This is a genomic window from Pseudomonas sp. MAFF 730105, from assembly GCF_055380705.1.
In genome coordinates, this window is record NZ_AP018438.1 from 2471584 (window position 1) to 2493577 (window position 21994).

Sequence of the window (21994 nt, forward strand, 5' to 3'; positions counted from 1 at the left end):
ACTCAGTTGTCGTAGCCCAGGTTCGGCGCCAGCCAGCGCTCGGTCACGCTCAGCTCCTGGCCCTTGCGACCGGTGTAGCTCTGGACCTGGTCCTTGTCGATCTTGCCCACGGCGAAGTATTGCGCCTGGGGATGAGCGAAGTACCAGCCACTGACCGCCGCCGCCGGGAACATGGCGTAGTGCTCGGTGAGGAACACGCCGCTGCGGCCGGCCTTCAGTTCGCTGGCCTCGGGATCAAGCAGGCGGAACAGGGTGGCTTTCTCGGTGTGATCCGGGCATGCAGGGTAACCGGGGGCAGGGCGGATGCCGGTGTACTGCTCCTTGATCAGCGCCTCGTTGTCCAGGCTTTCGTCTTTGGCATAACCCCAATGTTCCTTGCGCACCTGCTGGTGCAGCCACTCGGCGCAGGCTTCGGCCAGGCGGTCGGCCAGGGCCTTGACCATGATCGAGTTGTAGTCGTCGCCAGCTTCCTGGTAGGCCTTCGCCACTTCTTCGGCACCGATGCCTGCGGTGGTGATGAAGCCGCCGACGTAGTCGGTCACGCCGCTGTCCTTCGGCGCAACGAAGTCGGCCAGGGAGAAGTTCGGCTTGCCGTCGGTCTTGATGATCTGCTGGCGCAGGTGATGCAGGCGGGCCAGTGGCTTGCCGTCGTCGCCGTAGACTTCCAGGTCGTCGTCATGCACCTGGTTGGCCGGCCAGAAACCGAACACTGCGCGGGCACTGATGAGTTTCTCATCGATCAGCTTGCGCAGCATGGCCTGGGCGTCAGCGTACAGGGCGGTGGCGGCTTCGCCGACCACTTCATCGGTGAGGATGCGCGGGAACTTGCCGGCCAGGTCCCAGGAAATGAAGAACGGCGTCCAGTCGATGTATTCGGCCAGGACGTTCAAGTCGATGTCGTCCAGCACCCGGGCACCGGTGAACGTCGGCTTGACCGGCTGGTAGCTGCTCCAGTCGAACTGCGGCTTCTTGGCGACAGCGGCGGGGTAGCTCAGGCGTTCGGTACGGGCGCTGCGGTTGGCGGTGCGCTCGCGAACCTCGATGTAGTCCTGACGGGTTTTTTCGACGAACGCCGGTTTCAGTTCCTTGGACAGCAATTGGGTTGCCACCCCGACGGCGCGGGAGGCGTCGGTGACATAGATCACCGCGTCATTGCTGTACTTGGGCTCGATCTTCACCGCCGTGTGGGCCTTGGACGTCGTCGCGCCACCGATCATCAGCGGCAGATGGAAATCCTGGCGCTGCATCTCGCGAGCCACGTGCACCATCTCATCCAGGGACGGGGTGATCAGGCCGGACAGGCCGATGATGTCGCATTTCTCCTCCTTGGCCACCTGCAGGATTTTTTCCGCTGGCACCATCACGCCCAGGTCGACGATGTCATAACCGTTGCAACCGAGCACCACGCCGACGATGTTCTTGCCGATGTCATGGACGTCGCCCTTGACCGTCGCCATCAGGATCTTGCCCTTGGCTTCCGGCTTGTCGCCTTTTTCCGCCTCGATGAACGGAATCAGGTGGGCCACGGCCTGCTTCATCACGCGGGCGGACTTGACCACCTGGGGCAGGAACATCTTGCCGGCGCCGAACAGGTCGCCAACGATGTTCATGCCGGCCATCAACGGACCTTCGATGACTTCGATAGGGCGCGTGAACGACAGGCGCGATTCCTCGGTGTCCTCGACGATGTGGGTGGTGATGCCCTTGACCAGTGCATGCTCCAGGCGCTTGTTGACGTCCCAGTTGCGCCACTCCTCGGTTTCCGCTTCCTTGGTGCTGCCGTCGCCCTTGTATTTGTCGGCAATGGCGAGCAGGGCGTCGGTGCCTTCCGGGGTGCGGTTGAGGATCACGTCTTCCACGGCGTCGCGCAGTTCCACCGGGATCTGGTCGTAGATCTCCAGCTGGCCGGCGTTGACGATACCCATGGTCAGGCCCGCGCGGATCGCATACAGCAGGAATACCGAGTGGATCGCCTCGCGCACCGGGTTGTTGCCCCGGAACGAGAACGACACGTTGGACACCCCGCCGGAGGTCAGCGCGTAGGGCAGCTCGTCGCGGACATAGGCACAGGCGTTGATGAAGTCCACGGCATAGTTGTTGTGTTCTTCGATACCGGTGGCGACAGCGAAGATGTTCGGGTCGAAGATGATGTCTTCCGGTGGGAAGCCCACTTCATTGACCAGGATGTCGTAGGAGCGCTTGCAGATTTCCTTCTTGCGCGCCTCGGTGTCGGCCTGGCCGGCTTCGTCGAACGCCATCACCACCACGGCGGCGCCGTAGCGCTTGCACAATTTGGCGTGATGGATGAATTGCTCGACGCCTTCTTTCATGCTGATGGAGTTGACGATGCCCTTGCCCTGGATGCACTTGAGGCCGGCTTCGATCACTTCCCATTTCGACGAGTCGATCATGATCGGCACGCGGGAGATGTCCGGTTCGCCGGCAATCAGATTGAGGAAGGTCACCATGGCCTTCTTCGAATCGAGCATGCCCTCGTCCATGTTGATGTCGATCACCTGGGCGCCGGCCTCGACCTGCTGCAGGGCCACCTCCAGGGCTTCGGTGTAGTTGTCTTCGCGGATCAGCCGGGCGAACTTGGCGGAACCGGTGATGTTGGTCCGCTCGCCGACGTTGACGAACAGCGAGCTTCGATCGATGGTGAACGGTTCCAGGCCCGACAGGCGGCAAGCCCGGGGAATTTCCGGAATCGGTCGTGGCGCATAACCGGCCACTGCCTTGGCGATGGCTTCGATGTGCGCCGGCGTGGTGCCGCAGCAGCCGCCGACGATGTTCAGGAAGCCGCTCTGGGCGAACTCTTCGATGACCTTGGCGGTTTGCGCCGGCAGTTCGTCGTATTCACCGAATTCGTTGGGCAGGCCGGCGTTCGGGTGCGCCGAGACATGGGTGCTGGCCTTGTTCGACAGCTCTTCCAGGTACGGGCGCAGTTCGCTGGCGCCCAGGGCGCAGTTCAGGCCGACGGAGATTGGCTTGGCGTGGGCCACGGAGTTCCAGAAGGCTTCGGTGGTCTGGCCGGAAAGAGTGCGGCCGGAGGCGTCGGTGATGGTGCCGGAAATCATGATCGGCAGTTCGACGCCCAGTTCTTCGTAGACCCCTTGCACGGCGAAGATCGCCGCCTTGGCGTTCAGGGTGTCGAAGATGGTTTCGATCAGGATCAGGTCGGCGCCGCCCTCGATCAGACCCTTGGTGGCCTCGGTGTAGTTCTCCACCAGTTCGTCGAAGGTCACGTTGCGGTAGCCGGGGTTGTTCACGTCTGGCGACAGCGAGCAGGTGCGGCTGGTCGGGCCAAGCACGCCGGCGACGAAGCGTGGTTTGTCCGGGGTCTCGAGGGTCTTGGCGTCGGCGACCTTGCGGGCCAGGCGCGCACCTTCCAGGTTCAGCTCATAGGCCAGGCCCTGCATGCCGTAGTCGGCCTGGGACACCTGGGTGGCGTTGAAGGTGTTGGTTTCGAGGATGTCGGCGCCGGCATCCAGGTAGGCTTTCTCGATGGAGCCGATCACGTCGGGACGGGTCAGCACCAGCAAATCGTTGTTGCCCTTGACGTCGCTCGGCCAGTCGGCGAAGCGCTTGCCGCGATAGTCCTGCTCCTCCAGCTTGTAGCTCTGGATCATCGTGCCCATGCCGCCGTCGAGGATCAGGATGCGTTCCTTGAGGGCTTGCTGAAGAAGATAAAGGCGAGCGCTGCGATCAGACATAGGACTACCTGGAAAAAAGACCATTACGAAGCCAGGAATCATAGCAAACCTGTGCCGGATTTGATCATGGGTGGCTTTTGCATGAATTTTGCTCATGTTTGCAACCGGCTGCTGGCCCGGTAGAATCGCTGCTCTATCTCTTAGGGACCGAGACATGCCGTACCGCGTCTTATTCGGCAGTCTGTTGCTGCTGTTGTCTTTTGCCGCAGCCGCCAAGGATCCCGTGCCAGCGTTGTCCTACACCCGCGACATCCAGCCGATCTTCACCGAGAAGTGCGTGGCCTGCCACGCTTGTTACGACTCCGCTTGCCAGTTGAACCTGGGCAGCGGCGAAGGTGCGGCCCGGGGCGCGAGCAAAATGTCGGTGTATGACGGCGAGCGCCGCGAGGCCGCCGTCCCGACCCGCTTGTTCTATGACGCCTCCGGCCCGCAGGCCTGGCAGCGCAAGGGCTTTTATTCGGTGCTCGATGCCCAGGGCAGCCAGGCTGCGTTGATGGCGCAGATGCTGGCGCTGGGGCACGGCGCGCCGCTGCAGCCCAACGCCAAGCTGCCGGAAGAGATCGTGCTGGGGCTCGGGCGTGAAAACAGCTGCGCGATGCCGGGGCAATTCGATGGGTACGCCGCCGCGCACCCCAGGGAGGGTATGCCCATGGCGGTCACCGGCCTGACCGAGCAGCAATACCAGACCTTGCAGCGCTGGCTGGCCGCCGGCGCGCCCATCGACCAGCAAGCTCTGGCCCCAAGTTCCGCTGAAGCCTTGCAGGTGGTGCAATGGGAAAACCTGCTTAACGCCCCCGGCGCCCGGGAGAGCCTGGTGGCCCGCTGGTTGTTCGAGCACTGGTTCCTGGCGCACATCTATTTCAAGGACGGCGAGCCAGGGCATTTCTTCCAGTGGGTGCGTTCGCGCACGCCCAGTGGCCAGCCGATCGACCTGATCAACACCCGTCGCCCGAACGACGACCCCGGCACCCGCGTCTATTACCGGCTCTGGGCGGTACAAGGGGTGATCGTGCACAAGACCCACATCACCTACGGGCTGAGTGCGGCCAAGATGGCGCGGATCAAGAGCCTGTTTTACAAGGGCAACTGGCAGGTCACGGCGTTGCCCGGCTACGGCCCGGAGCGCCGCTCCAACCCGTTCTCCACCTTTGAAGCGATCCCGGCCCAAGCCCGCTATCAGTTCATGCTCGATAACGCCGAATATTTCGTGCGCACCTTTATCCGCGGCCCGGTGTGCCGGGGCCAGATCGCCACGGATGTGATCCGCGACAATTTCTGGGCGCTGTTCCAGGCCCCTGAGCACGACCTGTACATCACCGATCCGAACTATCGCGGCCAGGCCACGCCATTGCTGGCGATGCCGGGGCAGAACGACGATGTGGGCAGCGTCGTCAGCCTGTGGCTCGACTACCGGGACAAGCGCAACGCCTACGAGGCCCTGCGCCGGGACAATTACGCCGAGTTGCCGGCACCGAGCTGGTCGACGCTGTGGGCCGGTAACGACAATGCCTTGCTGAGTATTTTCCGGCACTTCGACAGTGCCTCGGTCACCAAGGGCCTGATCGGCGAAGTACCGCAGACGATGTGGCTGTTCGACTTCCCGTTGTTGGAGCGCACCTATTACCAACTGGCGGTGAATTTCGATGTGTTCGGCAACGTCTCCCATCAGGCCCAGACGCGGCTGTACTTCGACCTGATTCGCAATGGCGCGGAACAGAACTTCCTGCGCCTGATGCCGGCCGACTCCCGTGAAGACTATCTCGACGACTGGTATCAGTCCGGCGGCAAATTCAAGATGTGGCTGGATTACGAGAGCATCGACAATGACAAGCCGACCGCTCTCAAGCTGGACGAACGCGACCCCAAGGGCGATTTCGCCCGGCAATTGCTGGTCCGCTATGGCGAGCTGAATGCGCGGCCCGATCCGATCAATCGCTGCGACGGCGCCTATTGCTCGCGCCCGAACATCGATCCGGCCTTGCAGAACGCTGAGCAGGCCCTCAGTCGCCTGGTGTCCGCGCCCGGCGGCGGGGCTTCGGGTCATCGACCAGTTGCCGGAAGCGACGATGCTGCGCATCGAAACTTCCAACGGTCATCGCGAGATCTACAGCCTGCTGCGCAACCGCGCCATAGTAATGTGGCGTTCCTGCTGGGCGAGGAGCGGCGCTATCAGCCGGGGCTGGACACCTTGACGGTTTATCCGGGCGTGCTCAGCAGCTACCCGAACTTCATGTTCAATATCCCGGCCGGACAAGTCCCGGCGTTCGTCGACGCCATGGAAAACGCCCAGGATGAGCAAGCTTTCGAGCGGATTGTCGAGCGTTGGGGGATTCGTCGCAGTCACCCGCAGTTCTGGCACTACTTCCATGACCTGAGCCGTTACATCGAGGAAACCGAGCCCCTGGAGGCCGGCGTGCTGGACATGAATCGCTACCAGAACCTCTGACCGGCATGTCCCGGCGGCGAAACCCGTGCCGCCGGCTACTTTCCTGACAAAAATACTGGGACTTTGTCCGGCGCCTGATTTGGCGTAAACTGCCGGCAAGCCTGCGAGGAGTTTCCATGACCGCCATTACGATTACCGATGCCGCCCACGATTACCTGCCGACCTGCTGTCCAAGCAGAACACGCCGGGTATCGGGATCCGCATCTTCATCACCCAGCCCGGCACCCAGTACGCAGAGACGTGCATTGCCTACTGCAAGCCGGGGGAAGAAAAGCCCGAAGACACCGCGTTGGGGCTCAAGAGCTTCACCGCCTACATCGATTCGTTCAGCGAAGCGTTCCTGGACGATGCGGTCGTCGATTACGCCACCGACCGGATGGGCGGCCAACTGACCATCAAGGCGCCGAATGCCAAAGTGCCGATGGTCAACGCCGACAGCCCGATCAACGAGCGCATCAACTATTACCTGCAAACCGAAATCAACCCGGGGCTGGCCAGCCACGGCGGCCAGGTGTCGCTGATCGACGTGGTGGAAGACGGCATCGCCGTGCTCCAGTTCGGCGGCGGCTGCCAGGGCTGTGGTCAGGCTGACGTGACCCTGAAGGAAGGTATCGAGCGCACGCTGCTCGAGCGTATCCCGGAACTCAAGGGCGTGCGCGACGTGACCGACCATACGCAGAAAGAAAACGCTTACTACTGATCGTTGCAGCCTGGACTACCGCAATCGCGAGCAGGGCTCGCTCCCACAAGGATTGGGCTGAACGCTGAATTTGCGATCACCCAGAACTCTGTGGGAGCGAGCCCTGCTCGCGATTGCGGCGGTACATTCAACATCATTTCTGCCTGATCCACCGCTATCGCGAGCAGGCTCGCTCCCACAGACAATGGATATTGAGCGGTCAGGGTCTGTAGAGATGTGCATGCCCGGCGCGGTAGAGCGATGATTCGCTGAACACGTCGTTGCCCAGCACCCGTCCCACCAGAATCAGCGCCGTGCGGCGAAAGCCCTTGGCCTGCACTTTTGCGGCAATGTCGGCCAGCGTCCCCATCACCCAATCCTGATCCGGCCAGGTCGCCCGGTGAATCACGGCAATCGGGCAATCCGCGCCGTAGTGGGGCAGCAGCTCACCGACGATTTTTCCCAGATGATTGACCCCCAGGTGGATCGCCATGGTCGTTCCGTGTTGCGCCAGGCTACCCAACTCTTCTCCGGCGGGCATCGCGGTCTTGTCCGCGTAGCGGGTGAGGATCACGCTCTGGGCGATATCCGGCAAGGTCAGTTCGGCGCCCAGCAGGGCGGCGCAGGCTGAGGTCGCGGTCACGCCTGGAATGATTTCAAAGGGGATGTCCAGTTCCCGCAGGCAACGAATCTGCTCGCCGATGGCGCCGTACAGGCTCGGGTCGCCGGAATGCACCCTGGCGACGTCCTGGCCGTTGCGATGGGCTGCCTCCATCAGCGCGATGATCTGTTCCAGATGCAGTTCGGCGCTGTTGATCACCTGTTCGGCGCAATGGCCCTCGAGCACGGCGGCGGGCACCAGGGAGCCGGCATAAATGATCACCGCGCAGCTGCGCACGAGTCGCTGGCCCTTGACGGTGATCAATTCCGGATCGCCGGGGCCGGCGCCAATGAAGTAGACGGTCATGACCGGTTCCTGAAAAAAGAAGGGCGAGCGATGCCTGAATGAAGATCGCTCATGATCCATGGAGGGCGATTATCGGGTTTTACGACGCGACCGCCAATGCCAGTGTGGCCTGGGCGCACTTTTGGCGAGGAATACGCAAGGTGGCAGCGGTCTGCCCCAGTTGTTCGGCAAGGGCCAGTGCCGCGCTTTCGGCAACGCCGTAGCAACCCGTGCGCTCGAAAGCGATCTGCGAGCGGTGGCTGAGGCGTTCCCGATAGCCCGATAACTGGCCAGCATTGAAGAAGGTCAGCGGCAGGGCCAGTTGCCCCGCCAATGCCAGCAGGCCTGGTTCGTCACGCTTGAGATCGATACTGGCCAGGGCCCTCACCGCTTCAAGCGCGATGCCGTGGGTCAGCAATGCCTCATCCAGTAATGCGCGCAACACGCTGGCCGGGCAACCGCGCTGGCAGCCCAGGCCGACCACCAGCACCTGCCCGCTATTCATGCCTCGTGGTGAGCTTGACCGTCACGGCGGAACAGCCAGGCGCTGATCAGGCCGAGGGCCAGCCAGAACGCGACGTTGGTCAATTGCGAGGCGATCTTGAATTGGCTTTCAAGGGCTTCGGGCGCCAGCATCGAGTGGACCTCCGGCTGCGGTGCGCCGATGACATGGGGCACCAGCAAAGTCGCCACGCCCAGCAGTTTGAGCAGCCAATGCCTGCCGAACGCGATCAGGGCGATGCCCACGGCCGTGGACGCCGCGGTGCCGATCCACCACATTTGCCGTTGAGCCAGGTCGGCCGCGGCAGTGCCGGGCAGTTCCGGCGGCAGGCCAAGGGTTGGCGCGAGGACGAAGGTGGCATAACCGGCCAGGCCCCAGAGCAGGCCTTGGGAGGTGCGGGTAGGTGTACGCAAGGTGTACAGGCCCGCCAGCATCAGGGCGAAACCCACGGCGACCACCAGGTTGCCACCGGTGGTGGACAGCACGCGCTGCCAGCCATCTTCGGGTTCCCAGGCTCCGGCATCATGGTTGTGAGCGGCGCCGTCGGCATGCTGATGGGCCTCGACAGGGGCTTCGGCCGCAGGGGCTTTTTCATAGGTCTCGGCCTGCAGGATCAGCGGCGAAACCCATAGGCTTTGCAGGAGGGTCAGCAGCAGGGCGGCCAGCAAACCACTGAACCCAGCGGTTTGCGCGATACGCTTGATCATGTCGGCAGGTCTCAATGGCACGGGAAGGCGGCGCTGTGGCGGGTGTCGTGGGCCGCGTTGTGCACCGCCTCGATGTGGGAGAAACCGGCGAAATAGACCAGGCCAGCCCCCAGGATCGAGGCGAGGATTGCCGCGCTCAGGCGCTGGCTCAGGGTCGTGGTGCTGCTGGCGGTGCGGGCGGTGGTGCTGATGGTCGACATGGCGCTTCCCTCTGTTCTTGTCTTGGCCAGTGGGTAGATCGAGCGCAATGAAACCCCGGGCCAAAGCCCGTCAGGATTCGAACAGCGCCCGCCCACCGCGGGTTTGTTGATATTTGAGTTGCGGGCCGGTCTCCGGGCTCACGAGGGGCAGGGCCTTGGCCTTGCCTGCAAGCGTCACCTTCCCATGCCATGGGGCACAGTGGATCTGACGCTTCGCTCGCTTACCGTTGCGGGGGCAGCACCGGACTGACGTGGCCTTGAAGTAAAGCACACGATTCACCGGTTTCCCGTTTCACCCTGTGAAGGGCACCCGTAACAAATGGTCTGTGTAGCCACACAGACCATGCACAGGAGAGCATGGGTGGGGGTGGGGCGTCAATGAAACCGAGTCGTGGCCATCGCGAGCCTGCTCGCTCCCACAGGGAAATGCGCTTCCAATGTGGGAGCGAGCCTGCTCGCGATGGGTCCCGCTCATGCACCCGCGAACTTATCCGCAGACATTGACCCGCCCGCACACCCTGCGTAGCCTTGCGCCTTCGAGGTTCTTCGGTTTGCGCCGAAGCTAAGACGGGAACGCGGTCCAAGCCGCGGCTGCCCCCGCAACTGTGAACGGTGACGTTCCTGCCAGGCCACTGTGCATGCAGCACGGGAAGGCGCAGGAATTGCCAGGGCTTTCTATGAAAAGCCAGGATCGGCCCGCCGTCAGCCAGGAGACCTGCCTCGAGACAGATTCTCACTACAACCGGGCGGGGTGATCCGGTGACGAAATCTTCCGCGCACGCCTGTGCCTGCGGTTGTCGTCCCGTTTGCCCGCCACCTTGCCAAAGGGCATCCGATGAAAACACTGGCCAAACTTCCCGTCACTATCGTTACCGGTTTCCTCGGCTCGGGTAAGACCACGCTGCTGCGACACATGCTCGACAACGCCCAGGGCCGGCGTATCGCGGTCATCGTCAACGAGTTCGGCGAGCTGGGCATCGACGGTGAGATCCTCAAGCAGTGCTCCATCGGTTGCACCGAAGAAGAAGAAGAAGCCAGCGGCCGAGTCTATGAACTGGCCAACGGTTGCTTGTGCTGCACCGTGCAGGAGGAGTTCTTCCCGGTGATGCGTGAGCTGGTGGCCCGGCGCGGCGACCTCGACCATATCCTCATCGAAACGTCCGGCCTGGCCTTGCCCAAGCCGTTGGTCCAGGCCTTCCAGTGGCCGGAAATCCGCAGTGCCTGCACCGTCGATGCGGTGATCACCGTGGTCGACAGCCCGGCCGTGGCCGCTGGCACCTTCGCCGCCTTCCCTGATCAGGTCGATGCCCAGCGCAAGCTCGATCCGAACCTGGACCACGAGTCGCCGCTGCATGAACTGTTCGCCGATCAGTTGGCGAGCGCCGACCTGGTGATCCTCAACAAGGCCGACCTGATCAGCCCGGAAGACCTGGCGAAAGTCCGTCTTGAAGTGGCCGAAGAACTGCCACCGGCGGTCAAGGTCATCGAAGCCAGCAACGGTCGCCTGCCGCTGGAAGTGCTGATCGGCCTGGGTGCCGGTTCCGAAGAGCACATCGATAGCCGCCATAGTCATCACGATCACCACCATGACGGCGACGAGGATGATCACGATCATGACGCCTTCGACTCCATTTCCATCGAACTGCCCCAGGCTGACGAAAGCTTGCTCCTGGACGCGCTGACCCAGTTGGTGGTCCAGCACGGCGTGCTGCGGGTCAAGGGGTTCGCGGCGATCCCGAACAAGCCGATGCGCTTGCTGATCCAAGGCGTCGGCACGCGTTTCGACAAGCATTTCGACCGCCAGTGGGGCACCGACGAAGCCCGGGTGACGCGTCTGGTATTGATCGGCCAGGCGCTGGATGCCGGGCGGCTTGAAGCGCAGTTGCGCGCCGCCCTCAGCGTCTAAGCCATGCACCTGCTCAGGACCCAGCCCGGCGGCTTCGTCTCGGATGACAACATCGCCGACCTGGGGCAAACCCCCGCCGAGCTGGTGATCCTGTGCAGCGGCGACTCCAGCCTGGCGCTGCTGGCCGAAGCGGCGCGCCAGTTGCCGGACGACTACCCGCAGTTTCGCCTCGCCAACCCGATGCAGGTGCAGAACCACGCCTCGGTGGACCTTTACGTCGAGGACGTGCTGCGTCACGCCAAGGTCATCCTGTTGTCGCTGCACGGCGGTATCGGCTACTGGCGCTACGGCATCGAGCGCTTGATGGAACTGGCTGGACGCGGGGTGACGTTGATCCTGGTGCCGGGGGACGACCGTCCGGACCCGGAACTCAGCGACTTGAGCAACGTGCCCGCTGCCGACCGCGACCGGCTCTGGCAGTTTTTGCGCCAGGGTGGGCTGGGCAATGCCCTGGACCTGTTTCACAACCTCGGTAGTCAATGGTTCGGGCGCGATTACGTTTGGGCTGAACCGCAGACCCTGCCGCGCACGGCCATCTACCATCCGCAGAAAACCGGTGCCAGCCTCGACGACTGGCAAGCTGACTGGCAGGCCGATCAACCCGTGGCGGCGGTGCTGTTCTATCGTTCCCATCTGCAAGCGGCGAACACGGCGTTCATCGATGTGTTCTGCCAGCGGTTGCAAGTGGCCGGGCTCAATCCGTTACCGATAGCGGTGGCGAGCCTCAAGGAGCCTGGTTGCCTGGCGCAGGTCGAAGACTGGCTGGACGAGGTGGCGGCCGGGGTGATCCTCAACACCACCGGGTTCGCCCAGTCGAGTCCGGAGACGCCGTACTTGCGGCCGTTTCGTCGCAACATTCCGGTGATCCAGGCGATCTGCGCCCAGGACAATGAACCCGGTTGGCGGGCCAGCGAGCAGGGCCTCGGCCCGCGGGACCTGGCGATGCACATTGCCTTGCCGGAACTGGACGGGCGGATCATCAGCCGCCCCATCAGCTTCAAGGACATGGCCTGGCGCAGCGAGCGCAGTCAGAGCGATGTGGTCTGCTACCGGGCCGTGCCCGAGCGCATGGATTTCGTTGCGCAACTGGCCCGGCGCTGGACCGAACTGGCGCGCCTGCCCAATGGGCAGAAGCGCGTGGCGTTGATCCTCGCCAACTACCCGACCCGGGACGGACGCATCGGCAACGGCGTCGGCCTGGATACCCCGGCGGCGGCGTTGAACATCCTGCGGGGCATGCAGGACGAGGGCTATCCGCTGCCCGCCGAACTGCCTGCCAGTGGCACCGCGCTGATCCAGCAGTTGCTGGGCGGGGTCAGCAACGACCTGGACAGTCTCGACCTGCGGCCGTGTCATCAGAGCCTGGCGCTGGAGGCTTACCAGGCCATGTTCGACACGCTGCCCGAGGCCAATCGCCAGGCGGTGCTGGAGCGCTGGGGTGCGCCCGAGATGGACCCGATGTTCCGCGCCGGTCGCCTGATGATCGCCGGCCTGCGCCTGGGCCTGACGTTTGTCGGCATCCAACCGGCCCGGGGGTATCAGGTCGATCCGAGTGCGGTCTACCACGACCCGGACCTGGTGCCGCCCCATGGCTACCTGGCGTTCTATTTCTGGTTGCGCCACACCTATGGTGCCCATGGCGTGATTCACGTCGGCAAGCACGGCAACCTCGAATGGCTGCCGGGCAAAGGCGTCGGGTTGTCGGAAAGCTGCTGGCCGGACGCGCTGCTGGGACCGCTGCCGAATATCTATCCGTTCATTGTCAATGACCCAGGCGAGGGGGCCCAGGCCAAGCGGCGTACCCAGGCAGTGATCATCGATCATCTGATGCCGCCGCTGACCCGCGCCGAAACCTACGGACCGCTGCGTAACCTCGAGTTGCTGGCCGACGAATATTACGAAGCGCAATTGCTCGACCCGCGCCGTGCCCGGGAACTGCAGCGGGACATCCTGAACCTGGTGCGCGAAACCCATATCGATCGCGAGCTGCAATTGGACGCCGACGCGGACGCGGCGATCTGGCTGCCGCGCCTGGACACCTACCTGTGCGATCTGAAGGAGTCACAGATCCGTGATGGCCTGCATATCTTTGGCGAGTCGCCCAGCGGACGGTTGCGTATCGACACCTTGCTGGCGTTGCTGCGCATTCCCCGGGGCGATGGCAAAGGCGCGCAGTCGAGCCTGTTGCGGGCACTGTCGAAGGCGTTCGGGCTGGGCTTCGATCCGTTGGATTGCGCCTTGGCCGACCCGTGGGCTGGCGACTGTCCCGAGGCGTTGCGGCAGGTCAGCGATGAGCCCTGGCGCACTGCCGGCGATACCCGCGAGCGCCTGGAGCTGTTTGCGGCAAGCTTGATCGAGCAGGCCTTGGAAGGCAGGGTCGAGCAATTGGAAGCGCCGGGTTGGCAGGACGTGAGCAGCATCATCGAGAGCCTGCGGTCCGTCGTGGCCCCGCGCCTGGATGCCTGTGGCCCGGCGGAAATGCGCGGCCTGCTCGATGCCTTGAGCGGACGCTTCGTGCCGGCGGGCCCCAGCGGTGCGCCGAGTCGTGGGCGCCTGGACGTGTTGCCCACCGGACGCAACTTCTTCTCGGTGGATGTACGCAACCTGCCCACCACCACGGCGTGGCGCATCGGTTTCCAGTCGGCGAATCTGATTCTGGAGCGGCACTTGCAGGATCACGGCGATCACCTGCGCCAGCTCGGCCTGTCGGTGTGGGGCACCGCCACCATGCGCACCGGCGGCGATGACATCGCCCAGGCCATGGCGCTGATGGGGGTACGCCCGGTGTGGGCTACGGGCAGCCAACGGGTGGATGATTTCGAGATCCTGCCGCTGAGCCTGCTGGATCGGCCCCGGGTCGATGTGACGCTGCGGGTATCGGGGTTCTTCCGGGACGCCTTTGCCAACCTGATCCGGCTGTTCGATGCGGCGGTGCAGGCCGTTGCCGCCCTCGATGAGCCGGAAGACATGAACCCCTTGGCGGCCAAGGTGCGGAGCGAGCGGGAGGCCTTGTTGGCGTCGGGCCTCGAGCCGGACGCGGCTGCCCGGCAGGCTGGCTGGCGGATCTTCGGCGCCAAGCCCGGTGCTTATGGCGCGGGGGTGCAGGGCGCCATCGACGGTCGTCTGTGGCAGCGCCGCGAGGACTTGGCCGAGGTGTACCTGAACTGGGGCGGCTACGCCTACGGCGGCGCAGATGAAGGCACCGCTGCGCGGGATCAGTTTTCCCGGCGCTTGAGCCAGGTGCAGGCGGTGTTGCAGAACCAGGACAACCGCGAGCATGACCTGCTCGATTCCAACGATTACTACCAGTTCCAGGGCGGCATGCTGGCGGCGGTGGAAACCCTCGGTGGAACCACCGCGGCCAGTTACCACGGCGATCACAGCCAACCGGACTTGCCCCGGATCCGCACTCTCAAGGAAGAGCTCAACCGGGTCATCCGTTCCCGGGCGGCCAATCCGAAGTGGATCGACGGGGTCAAGCGTCACGGTTACAAGGGCGCGTTCGAACTGGCGGCGACGGTGGACAACCTGTTCGCTTTCGACGCCACGACGCAACTGATCGACGATCACCAGTACGCCTTGCTGGCCGATGCCTACCTGCTCGACCCGGACACCCGGGACTTCGTCCGCCAACACAACCCCGATGCCTTGCGGGACATGACCGAGCGCATGCTTGAGGCGCAGCAGCGGGGAATGTGGCAGGCGCCGGGGGCGTATCGCGAGGCGCTGGAGAATCTGTTGCTCGATATTGAAGAAGATGGTTGATTGCCTAATCAGCTGGCCATGCGCAGAACCTGTGGCGAGGTCGTCTGTAGGAGCAAGGCTTGCCCGCGATACAGGCGGTGCGATCCTTCAGAAATCGAGGCGTCTTGTCGCGAGCAAGCTTTGCTCCCACAGTGCGGGGATAAATCCCCTTGGCACAGAGCTGTGTTCACACTGAACTTACCGACCACTCCCGAGAACTCACGATGACCGACACCCCCATTTCCCGCTCTCCGCCGTGGTCGGCGCCGATGACCTGAAACTGGCGCTGTGCCTGGCCGCCATCGATCCGAAAATCGGCGGCGTGTTGATCGAAGGCCCCCGGGGCATGGCCAAGTCGACCCTGGCCAGGGGCCTGGCGGACCTGCTGGCCAGCGGGCAGTTCGTCACCTTGCCCCTGGGCACCACCGAGGAGCGCCTGGTGGGCACCCTCGATCTGGACGCCGCCCTGGGGCAAGGGCGTGCGCAGTTCTCTCCCGGTGTGCTGGCCAAGGCCGACGGAGGCGTGTTGTACGTCGATGAAGTGAACCTGTTGCCCGATCACCTGGTGGACTTGCTGCTGGACGTCGCCGCCAGTGGTACCAACCTGATCGAGCGCGACGGCATCTCCCATCGGCATTCGGCGCGGTTCGTGCTGATCGGCACCATGAACCCGGAAGAAGGCGAGTTGCGCCCGCAACTGCTCGACCGGTTTGGCCTGAACGTAGCCCTCGACGGTCACACCGCACCGGCCGAGCGTGGACAGATCATTCGGCGACGGCTGGATTTCGACAGTGATCCCGTGGCGTTTTGCGCGCAATGGGCAGCGGCCCAGGGCCAACTGCGCGAGCGTTGCCAGAACGCTCGCGAGCGCTTGTCACAGATTCCTCTGGACGATCAGGCCTTGGCGCAGATCACCGAGCGCTGCTTTGCCGCCGGCGTCGATGGCTTGCGCGCGGACCTGGTCTGGTTGCGAGCCGCACGGGCCCATGCGGCCTGGCGCGGGGCGCCGGTTATCGCCGCCGAAGACATCGATGCGGTCGCCGAGTTTGCCTTGCGCCACCGTCGGCGTGGGCACTCAGCCCCGGCACCTTCACCGTCCCAGGCACCCTCGGCTGGCGACCGAGCCGCCGAGCCGAGCGAAGGCCAGGGCCAGTGGGGCGATCTGCCGGCCCAGGCGCTACCGACCGGCGCCCGGCGTGACGTGCCGAGCTGGCCAAAAAAGCCCTAGGCATTCGCCCCCGTTCGGCCGCGGGGGCGAATGCCAGACCCCGGGCCGGGCTGTTGCAGCAGGGGCGTCAAGGCCGTAGCAAAGCGGCGGCCAGCGGCATGGTGAATTGGCCGGGCACCTTGTTGAACGGTCGTCCGCGTTTGCGTGAGGACCTGCGTTGGCAGGCACGTCATCGCTCGCCCCATGAGCTCTGGCTGGTGATCGTCGATGCGTCGGCCTCGACCCGTCGTCATCGGGCCTTGAGCGATGGCAAGGGCCTGCTGGCGCAGCTGTTCGACGACGCCTACCGGCAACGTGCCCGGTTGGCGCTGCTGACGGCCAGCGGCAGTGTCCCGAACTGGCAAGTGCAGGGACTCAAGGCCTCGGTCGGGTTGCGCGACTGGCTCGACGGGCTGGGCGCCGGTGGCGGTACGCCGTTGCTGGCGGCGCTGCAGGAGGCCGGTCATTGGTTGGTCGCCCGGCGCAAACGCTACCCGGCGGAGCAGCAGAGGGTGTTGCTGATGACGGATGGGCGAGTGAAGGAGGGCTTGCCGCTGCCGCCGCTCGATTGCCCCTGCCTGTTGGTCGACATCGAGCGAGGCCCGATCCGCCTGGGTCGGGCCCGGCAGTTGGCGGAGCAGTTGGGGGCGGAGTATCGGCATATTGATGATGGGGTATCTGACTGATATCCGTTGGTTGGATGGGCCCCATCGCGAGCAGGCTCGCTCCCACATGGATGTGCTGTGAATGCATGATTGATCTACGCCACAACTCCCTGTGGGAGCGAGCCTGCTCGCGATAGCATCACCTCGGTCCCCGATCTACCCCAGTCGAATCCCTGATCTATGCTGAGGCAACTTCACAGGAGTGAACCATGCGCATACTCGTCACCAACCCCCAGGACGACTTCCGGGTCAAGGCCTATGCCGGCACCAATGGCGTGCTGCTCGCCATGGACCTGGCCGAACCGCGGCGCAAGGGCCTGCTGGGGTTTGCCATCGAGAAGCAGCAGGGCGACAAACCCTGGCTGTTCCTGTTCAACAGCCTGACGTTCCCCGACAAGGCTCACACCTTCCCCCAGTTCCACGCCACCCCCAGCGACAAGGCGCCTTTGCAGAAATTTCGCTGGGCCGATTACGCCGTCAATCCCGGTGTGACCATCCGCTACCGGGTGCATCTGGCCTACGGCAGTCCCGATGCGCCGCAATTGGGAGAGTCCCTGGAGGTCACGGTCACCAGCCATAACGGCCAACCGGCCAACCAGCGAGTGATCTTCAATCGTGCCGTGGCCGCCAGCCAGGCGTTCCAGCGCAAGTTTCCCGAGCTGGATGCGTTGATCAGTGCCAACCGGAACCTGTCCATCGACGATTGGCCCGATGCGCCGCGGCGCTGGCTGGAGAACGGCCTGCTGGGACGCCTGACCGGCTTCATCGACCGGGCATTGGATGCCACCTGGGCCCTGGATGTTGCCATCTACGAGTACGAACTGCCGGTGATCGTCGATGCGGTGAATGCCGCTTTCACCCGCGGCGCGCAGGTACGGGTGCTGTACCATGCCGAGCCGGGCGACGACACCACGCTGCGCAACGAGGCCAGCCTGGAAAAATTACCGGTGGCCAACAAGCATGGGCGGGTGACCAAGAATATTTTCCACGACAAGTTCATCGTACTGAGCAAGGTTGATGGCGACGGTTCATTGCATCCCGAGGCTGTGCTATGTGGCAGCACCAACTTCACCGCCAACGGCGTCTATCGTCAGGCCAACGTCGTTCACGTGCTGGACGACCTACGGGTAAGTGACAGCTACCGCCAGGTGTTCGAGCAGATTTGGGCCGCGCCACAGGACGTCGATGCCACTCGCCAATGGCTGAACCGCAACAACCCCATGAACCCGGACGAACCGCTGTTCGTCGGCTTCTCGCCACGGACCGGAGAGGGCGACCTGGACCGCTTCGTCGACATCATCAAGGCCGCTCGCAAGGACCTGTTGTTCGTCACCGCCTTCGTCCTGCCCGACCGGATCCTCGACGCTTTGCTCGGCCAGCCCAACGACGACGTCCTGCGCTACGGCCTGCAAAACACCACCAGCCGCATCACCGGGTTCCATGCCGACCGCACCGCCGAATTCGCCGCCACCGCGCTGCTCAATACCGGGCTGGAAGGCTGGCTCAAGGAAAACATGAAAGGCCAGAAAGGCAACCTGCTGGTGCACACCAAAGCCATCGTTACCGACTTCACCAGCGATACGCCGACCATCATCAGTGGCAGCCATAACCTCAGTGACGCCGCCAGCGGCGATAACGATGAGAACTACCTGATCATCCAGGGTGACACCGACCTGGCCGACCGCTACGGGTTGGAGCTGCTGCGTTTCTACGAGCATTACCGCTTTCGTTATTTCGCCAGGAAGCTCGCGCTCAAACAGGTCAAGCCGCTGGCGGTGGATGACAGCTGGAGCGATGACTATTACCGCGACGGGGATCTGCGGATGTTGTCGAGGGTGAGGTTTTGCGGGCGCTAGCGGCAGCGGCAATTATTGCTACAAGCGCAAGTAGTCCCGGCACCGCCGACCCTTGTGGGAGCGAGCCTGCTCGCGAAGACGGCTTCACATTCAGCATCAATTCCAACTGACCCACCGCTATCGCGAGCAGGCTCGCTCCCACAGAGGGCATGCGGCACCGGTTTGGGGCCTTGCTACCCGTGCGTCGTAGCCAACGGTAGCAGTCTCGGGATCACGTCCCAAGTCGTCCACGCGCGGCCGATTTCTCCATCTCCCTGATTCCATTCACTTTCCATTTTCCTCGCCCATGGGTCTCAAGCCTGTGGCACACTTTCTGCTGTCTATTCCGTTGTTACATACTATGTTCCGGTATAGCGGAATAAACCCATCCTGGAGTGCTTGCCATGCATCGCCGACCTTCCTTGTTTAAAGCGTGTGTTTTTCTCTTCGCGGCCACGACGGCTGCCATGGGTGTCGCTCAGGCGGCCGACAGCAAGCTGGACAGCGTGCTGCAACGGGGGAAATTGATCGTGGGCACGGGCAGCACCAACGCGCCGTGGCACTTCCAGGGAGCGGATGGCAAGTTGCAAGGGTTTGATATCGACATCGCACGGATGGTCGCCAAGGGGCTGTTCAACGATCCGACGAAAGTCGAGTTCGTGGTGCAGTCTTCCGATGCACGGATTCCCAACCTGCTGACCGACAAGGTGGACATGAGCTGCCAGTTCATCACCGTGACCGCCAGCCGTGCCCAGCAAGTGGCCTTTACCTTGCCGTACTACCGCGAAGGCGTGGGCCTGTTGTTGCCGGCCAACAGCAAGTACAAGGAAATCGACGACCTCAAGGCCGCTGGCGACGGCGTCACCGTCGCGGTGTTGCAGAACGTCTACGCCGAAGAGTTGGTGCACCAGGCGCTGCCCAAGGCCAAGGTCGACCAGTACGACAGCGTCGACCTGATGTACCAGGCGGTGAACTCCGGTCGTGCCGACGCGGCAGCCACCGATCAGTCCTCGGTCAAGTACCTGATGGTGCAGAACCCTGGCCGCTATCGCAGCCCGGCGTATGCCTGGAGTCCGCAAACCTATGCCTGCGCGGTCAAGCGCGGCGACCAGGATTGGCTGAACTTCGTCAACACCACCTTGCATGAAGCCATGACCGGCGTCGAATTCCCCACCTATGCCGCGTCGTTCAAGCAGTGGTTTGGCGTCGACCTGCCGTCGCCGGCCATCGGTTTCCCCGTTGAGTTCAAATGACCCCGTGAGCCCGGGGCGCCCTGTGCGGACGCCCCGTCGAAGGTACTGCCGACCATGAATTATCAGTTGAACTTTGCCGCCGTCTGGCGCGATTTCGACACCTTGCTGGCGGGGCTGGGCCTGGGGCTTGGCCTGGCGCTGGTGTCGATCGCCATCGGTTGCGTGATCGGCCTGGCCATGGCATTCGCGCTGCTCAGCAAGCACCGTGTCCTGCGCGTGCTGGCGTCGGTGTATGTCACGGTGATCCGCAATACGCCGATCCTGGTGCTGATCCTGTTGATCTACTTCGCCTTGCCGAGCCTTGGCATTCGCCTGGACAAGCTGCCGTCGTTCGTCATTACCCTGTCGTTGTACGCCGGGGCCTACCTGACCGAAGTGTTCCGCGGTGGGTTGATGAGCATCCACAAGGGCCAGCGGGAAGCGGGCCTGGCGATTGGCCTGGGCGAGTGGCAAGTAAAAGCCTATGTCACCGTGCCGGTGATGCTGCGTAACGTGTTGCCGGCCTTGTCGAACAACTTCATTTCGCTGTTCAAGGACACCTCCCTGGCGGCGGCGATTGCCGTGCCGGAGCTGACCTATTACGCCCGCAAGATCAACGTGGAGAGCTACCGGGTGATCGAAACCTGGCTAGTGACCACGGCCCTGTATGTCGCGGCCTGTTATCTCATTGCCATGCTGCTGCGGTATTTCGAGCAGCGTCTGGCGATCCGCCGTTAGGAGCATCCCATGTACGAATCCCCCAGTTGGTTGCATGAGCTATGGGTTGCCCGGGATACGCTGTGGGCCGGGTTCCTGACCAGCGTGCAATGTTCGGTGCTGGCGATTTTGCTAGGCACCTTGATTGGCCTGGTTGCCGGGCTGGTGCTGACCTACGGCCGCACCTGGATGCGCGCGCCGTTTCGCTTCTATGTCGACCTGATTCGCGGCACGCCGGTGTTCGTGCTGGTGCTGGCCTGCTTCTACATGGCCCCGGCGCTGGGCTGGCAGATCGGCGCGTTCCAGGCCGGTGTCCTGGGCCTGACGCTGTTCTGTGGTTCCCACGTGGCCGAGATCGTGCGCGGTGCCTTGCAAGCGTTGCCCCGTGGGCAGATGGAAGCCAGCCAGGCCATCGGCCTGACGTTCTTCCAGGCCCTGGGTTATGTGCTGCTGCCCCAGGCATTGCGACAGATCCTGCCGACCTGGGTCAATTCCTCCACCGAGATCGTCAAGGCCTCGACCCTGCTGTCGGTGATCGGCGTCGCCGAACTGCTGCTCAGCACCCAGCAGATCATCGCCCGGACCTTCATGACCCTGGAGTTCTACCTGTTCGCCGGGTTTCTCTTTTTCATCATCAATTACGCCATCGAATTACTCGGGCGGCACATTGAAAAGCGGGTGGCCTTGCCATGACTGACGTTTCGACCCCCTCCAACGCCCAGCCGCTGCTCGACATTCGCGGCCTGCGCAAACAATACGGCCCGCTGGAAGTGCTCAAGGGCGTCGACCTGAGCATGCAGCGCGGCAACGTCGTCACGCTGATCGGCTCCAGCGGTTCGGGCAAGACCACACTGCTGCGCTGCGTGAACATGCTGGAAGAATTCCAGGGCGGGCGGATCATGCTCGACGGTGAGTCCATCGGCTATGACGAAGTCGACGGCAAGCGTGTGCGCCATCCCGAAAAAGTCATCGCCCGGCACCGCGCGATGACCGGCATGGCGTTTCAGCAATTCAACCTGTTTCCCCATCTGAGCGCGTTGCAGAACGTCACCCTGGGCCTGCTCAAGGTGAAAAAACTGCCCAAGGACGAAGCGGTGGCCCTGGCCGAGAAGTGGCTGGAGCGGGTCGGCCTGCTGGAACGCCGCAACCATTTTCCCGGTCAGTTGTCCGGTGGCCAGCAGCAGCGGGTGGCGATTGCCCGGGCGATTGCCATGAACCCCAGTCTGATGCTGTTCGACGAAGTCACCTCGGCCCTCGACCCGGAGCTGGTGGGCGAAGTACTGAACGTGATCAAGGGCCTGGCAGAGGACGGCATGACCATGCTGCTGGTGACCCACGAAATGCGTTTTGCCTTCGAGGTCTCCGACAAGATCGTCTTCATGAACCAGGGCCGAATCGAAGAGCAGGGTCCGCCGAAGGAACTGTTCGAACGGCCGCAGTCACCGCGTCTGGCGGAATTTCTCAAGAACACTCGTTTTTAATCCATTGAACAAGG

The 21994-nt window shown here is 63.4% G+C and carries 15 protein-coding genes, 1 pseudogene and 2 riboswitches; of the genes and pseudogenes, 11 read left to right on the forward strand and 5 right to left on the reverse strand.

Features of this window, described 5'->3' with window-relative positions:
- Positions 1-2: 2 nt before the first annotated feature.
- Positions 3-3713, reverse strand: coding sequence for a methionine synthase (gene metH, locus PCOSP_RS11140; protein WP_464711162.1), 3711 nt, complete (start codon positions 3711-3713; stop codon positions 3-5).
- A gap of 154 nt (positions 3714-3867) precedes the next feature.
- Between metH and PCOSP_RS11145 the strand changes: the two genes are divergently transcribed.
- The gene (locus PCOSP_RS11145) at positions 3868-6159 is read left to right on the forward strand and encodes a fatty acid cis/trans isomerase (protein WP_464711163.1); all 2292 of its coding nucleotides are present in this window, start codon (positions 3868-3870) and stop codon (positions 6157-6159) included.
- Between the two features lie 116 nt (positions 6160-6275).
- Positions 6276-6859 (forward strand): annotated as a pseudogene (nfuA, locus tag PCOSP_RS11150) (Fe-S biogenesis protein NfuA).
- A gap of 199 nt (positions 6860-7058) precedes the next feature.
- Here the strand turns inward: nfuA and cobM are convergent.
- The 4 genes from cobM to PCOSP_RS11170 form a co-directional block, all read right to left on the reverse strand.
- Positions 7059-7805 (reverse strand): precorrin-4 C(11)-methyltransferase, encoded by a 747-nt coding sequence (gene cobM / locus PCOSP_RS11155; protein WP_175361319.1) that lies wholly within the window; start codon positions 7803-7805, stop codon positions 7059-7061.
- Between the two features lie 79 nt (positions 7806-7884).
- The gene (locus PCOSP_RS11160; protein ID WP_464711165.1) at positions 7885-8289 is read right to left on the reverse strand and encodes a cobalamin biosynthesis protein; all 405 of its coding nucleotides are present in this window, start codon (positions 8287-8289) and stop codon (positions 7885-7887) included.
- Positions 8286-8993 (reverse strand): CbtA family protein, encoded by a 708-nt coding sequence (locus tag PCOSP_RS11165; RefSeq protein WP_139641956.1) that lies wholly within the window; start codon positions 8991-8993, stop codon positions 8286-8288. The genes PCOSP_RS11160 and PCOSP_RS11165 overlap by 4 nt, the downstream gene beginning before the upstream one ends.
- An 11-nt stretch (positions 8994-9004) precedes the next feature.
- On the reverse strand, positions 9005-9193 hold the full coding sequence (locus tag PCOSP_RS11170) for a CbtB domain-containing protein (RefSeq protein ID WP_041022746.1): 189 nt from the start codon (positions 9191-9193) through the stop codon (positions 9005-9007).
- A 106-nt stretch (positions 9194-9299) separates the two neighbouring features.
- Positions 9300-9522, reverse strand: a riboswitch (cobalamin riboswitch).
- 193 nt (positions 9523-9715) lie between these two features.
- Positions 9716-9930, forward strand: a riboswitch (cobalamin riboswitch).
- A 98-nt stretch (positions 9931-10028) separates the two neighbouring features.
- Between PCOSP_RS11170 and cobW the strand changes: the two genes are divergently transcribed.
- From cobW to PCOSP_RS11215, 9 genes are all read left to right on the forward strand, one after another.
- A complete protein-coding gene (cobW, locus tag PCOSP_RS11175) occupies positions 10029-11099 on the forward strand; it encodes a cobalamin biosynthesis protein CobW (protein WP_464711167.1) in 1071 nt (356 codons plus the stop codon).
- Positions 11100-11102: 3 nt separating this feature from the next.
- On the forward strand, positions 11103-14864 hold the full coding sequence (gene cobN, locus PCOSP_RS11180) for a cobaltochelatase subunit CobN (RefSeq protein WP_464711169.1): 3762 nt from the start codon (positions 11103-11105) through the stop codon (positions 14862-14864).
- Between the two features lie 235 nt (positions 14865-15099).
- On the forward strand, positions 15100-16071 hold the full coding sequence (locus PCOSP_RS11185) for an ATP-binding protein (protein ID WP_464711171.1): 972 nt from the start codon (positions 15100-15102) through the stop codon (positions 16069-16071).
- 101 nt (positions 16072-16172) lie between these two features.
- Entirely contained in the window at positions 16173-16736 is a 564-nt protein-coding gene (locus PCOSP_RS11190) for a vWA domain-containing protein (RefSeq protein WP_368372907.1), read from the forward strand.
- Positions 16737-16924: 188 nt separating this feature from the next.
- The gene (locus PCOSP_RS11195; protein ID WP_464711173.1) at positions 16925-18571 is read left to right on the forward strand and encodes a phospholipase D-like domain-containing protein; all 1647 of its coding nucleotides are present in this window, start codon (positions 16925-16927) and stop codon (positions 18569-18571) included.
- 383 nt (positions 18572-18954) lie between these two features.
- Positions 18955-19803: a transporter substrate-binding domain-containing protein gene (locus PCOSP_RS11200; protein WP_024781241.1), complete on the forward strand. Its 849-nt coding sequence runs from the start codon at positions 18955-18957 to the stop codon at positions 19801-19803.
- A 54-nt stretch (positions 19804-19857) separates the two neighbouring features.
- Positions 19858-20520: an amino acid ABC transporter permease gene (locus tag PCOSP_RS11205; protein WP_041024414.1), complete on the forward strand. Its 663-nt coding sequence runs from the start codon at positions 19858-19860 to the stop codon at positions 20518-20520.
- 9 nt (positions 20521-20529) lie between these two features.
- Positions 20530-21192, forward strand: a complete 663-nt coding sequence (locus tag PCOSP_RS11210) for an amino acid ABC transporter permease (RefSeq protein ID WP_144925750.1) — start codon at positions 20530-20532, stop codon at positions 21190-21192.
- Positions 21189-21980: an amino acid ABC transporter ATP-binding protein gene (locus PCOSP_RS11215; RefSeq protein WP_047703615.1), complete on the forward strand. Its 792-nt coding sequence runs from the start codon at positions 21189-21191 to the stop codon at positions 21978-21980. Before PCOSP_RS11210 ends, PCOSP_RS11215 begins: the two co-directional genes overlap by 4 nt.
- The last annotated feature ends 14 nt before the right edge of the window (positions 21981-21994 follow it).

What these genes read in the sequence shown, in the direction of transcription:
- metH (WP_464711162.1), bottom strand. Translation starts at nt 3,713, where the DNA reads ATGTCTGATCGCAGCGCTCGCCTTTATCTTCTTCAGCAAGCCCTCAAG.
- PCOSP_RS11145 (WP_464711163.1), top strand. Translation starts at nt 3,868, where the DNA reads ATGCCGTACCGCGTCTTATTCGGCAGTCTGTTGCTGCTGTTGTCTTTT.
- cobM (WP_175361319.1), bottom strand. Translation starts at nt 7,805, where the DNA reads ATGACCGTCTACTTCATTGGCGCCGGCCCCGGCGATCCGGAATTGATC.
- PCOSP_RS11160 (WP_464711165.1), bottom strand. Translation starts at nt 8,289, where the DNA reads ATGAATAGCGGGCAGGTGCTGGTGGTCGGCCTGGGCTGCCAGCGCGGT.
- PCOSP_RS11165 (WP_139641956.1), bottom strand. Translation starts at nt 8,993, where the DNA reads ATGATCAAGCGTATCGCGCAAACCGCTGGGTTCAGTGGTTTGCTGGCC.
- PCOSP_RS11170 (WP_041022746.1), bottom strand. Translation starts at nt 9,193, where the DNA reads ATGTCGACCATCAGCACCACCGCCCGCACCGCCAGCAGCACCACGACC.
- cobW (WP_464711167.1), top strand. Translation starts at nt 10,029, where the DNA reads ATGAAAACACTGGCCAAACTTCCCGTCACTATCGTTACCGGTTTCCTC.
- cobN (WP_464711169.1), top strand. Translation starts at nt 11,103, where the DNA reads ATGCACCTGCTCAGGACCCAGCCCGGCGGCTTCGTCTCGGATGACAAC.
- PCOSP_RS11195 (WP_464711173.1), top strand. Translation starts at nt 16,925, where the DNA reads ATGCGCATACTCGTCACCAACCCCCAGGACGACTTCCGGGTCAAGGCC.
- PCOSP_RS11200 (WP_024781241.1), top strand. Translation starts at nt 18,955, where the DNA reads ATGCATCGCCGACCTTCCTTGTTTAAAGCGTGTGTTTTTCTCTTCGCG.
- PCOSP_RS11205 (WP_041024414.1), top strand. Translation starts at nt 19,858, where the DNA reads ATGAATTATCAGTTGAACTTTGCCGCCGTCTGGCGCGATTTCGACACC.
- PCOSP_RS11210 (WP_144925750.1), top strand. Translation starts at nt 20,530, where the DNA reads ATGTACGAATCCCCCAGTTGGTTGCATGAGCTATGGGTTGCCCGGGAT.
- PCOSP_RS11215 (WP_047703615.1), top strand. Translation starts at nt 21,189, where the DNA reads ATGACTGACGTTTCGACCCCCTCCAACGCCCAGCCGCTGCTCGACATT.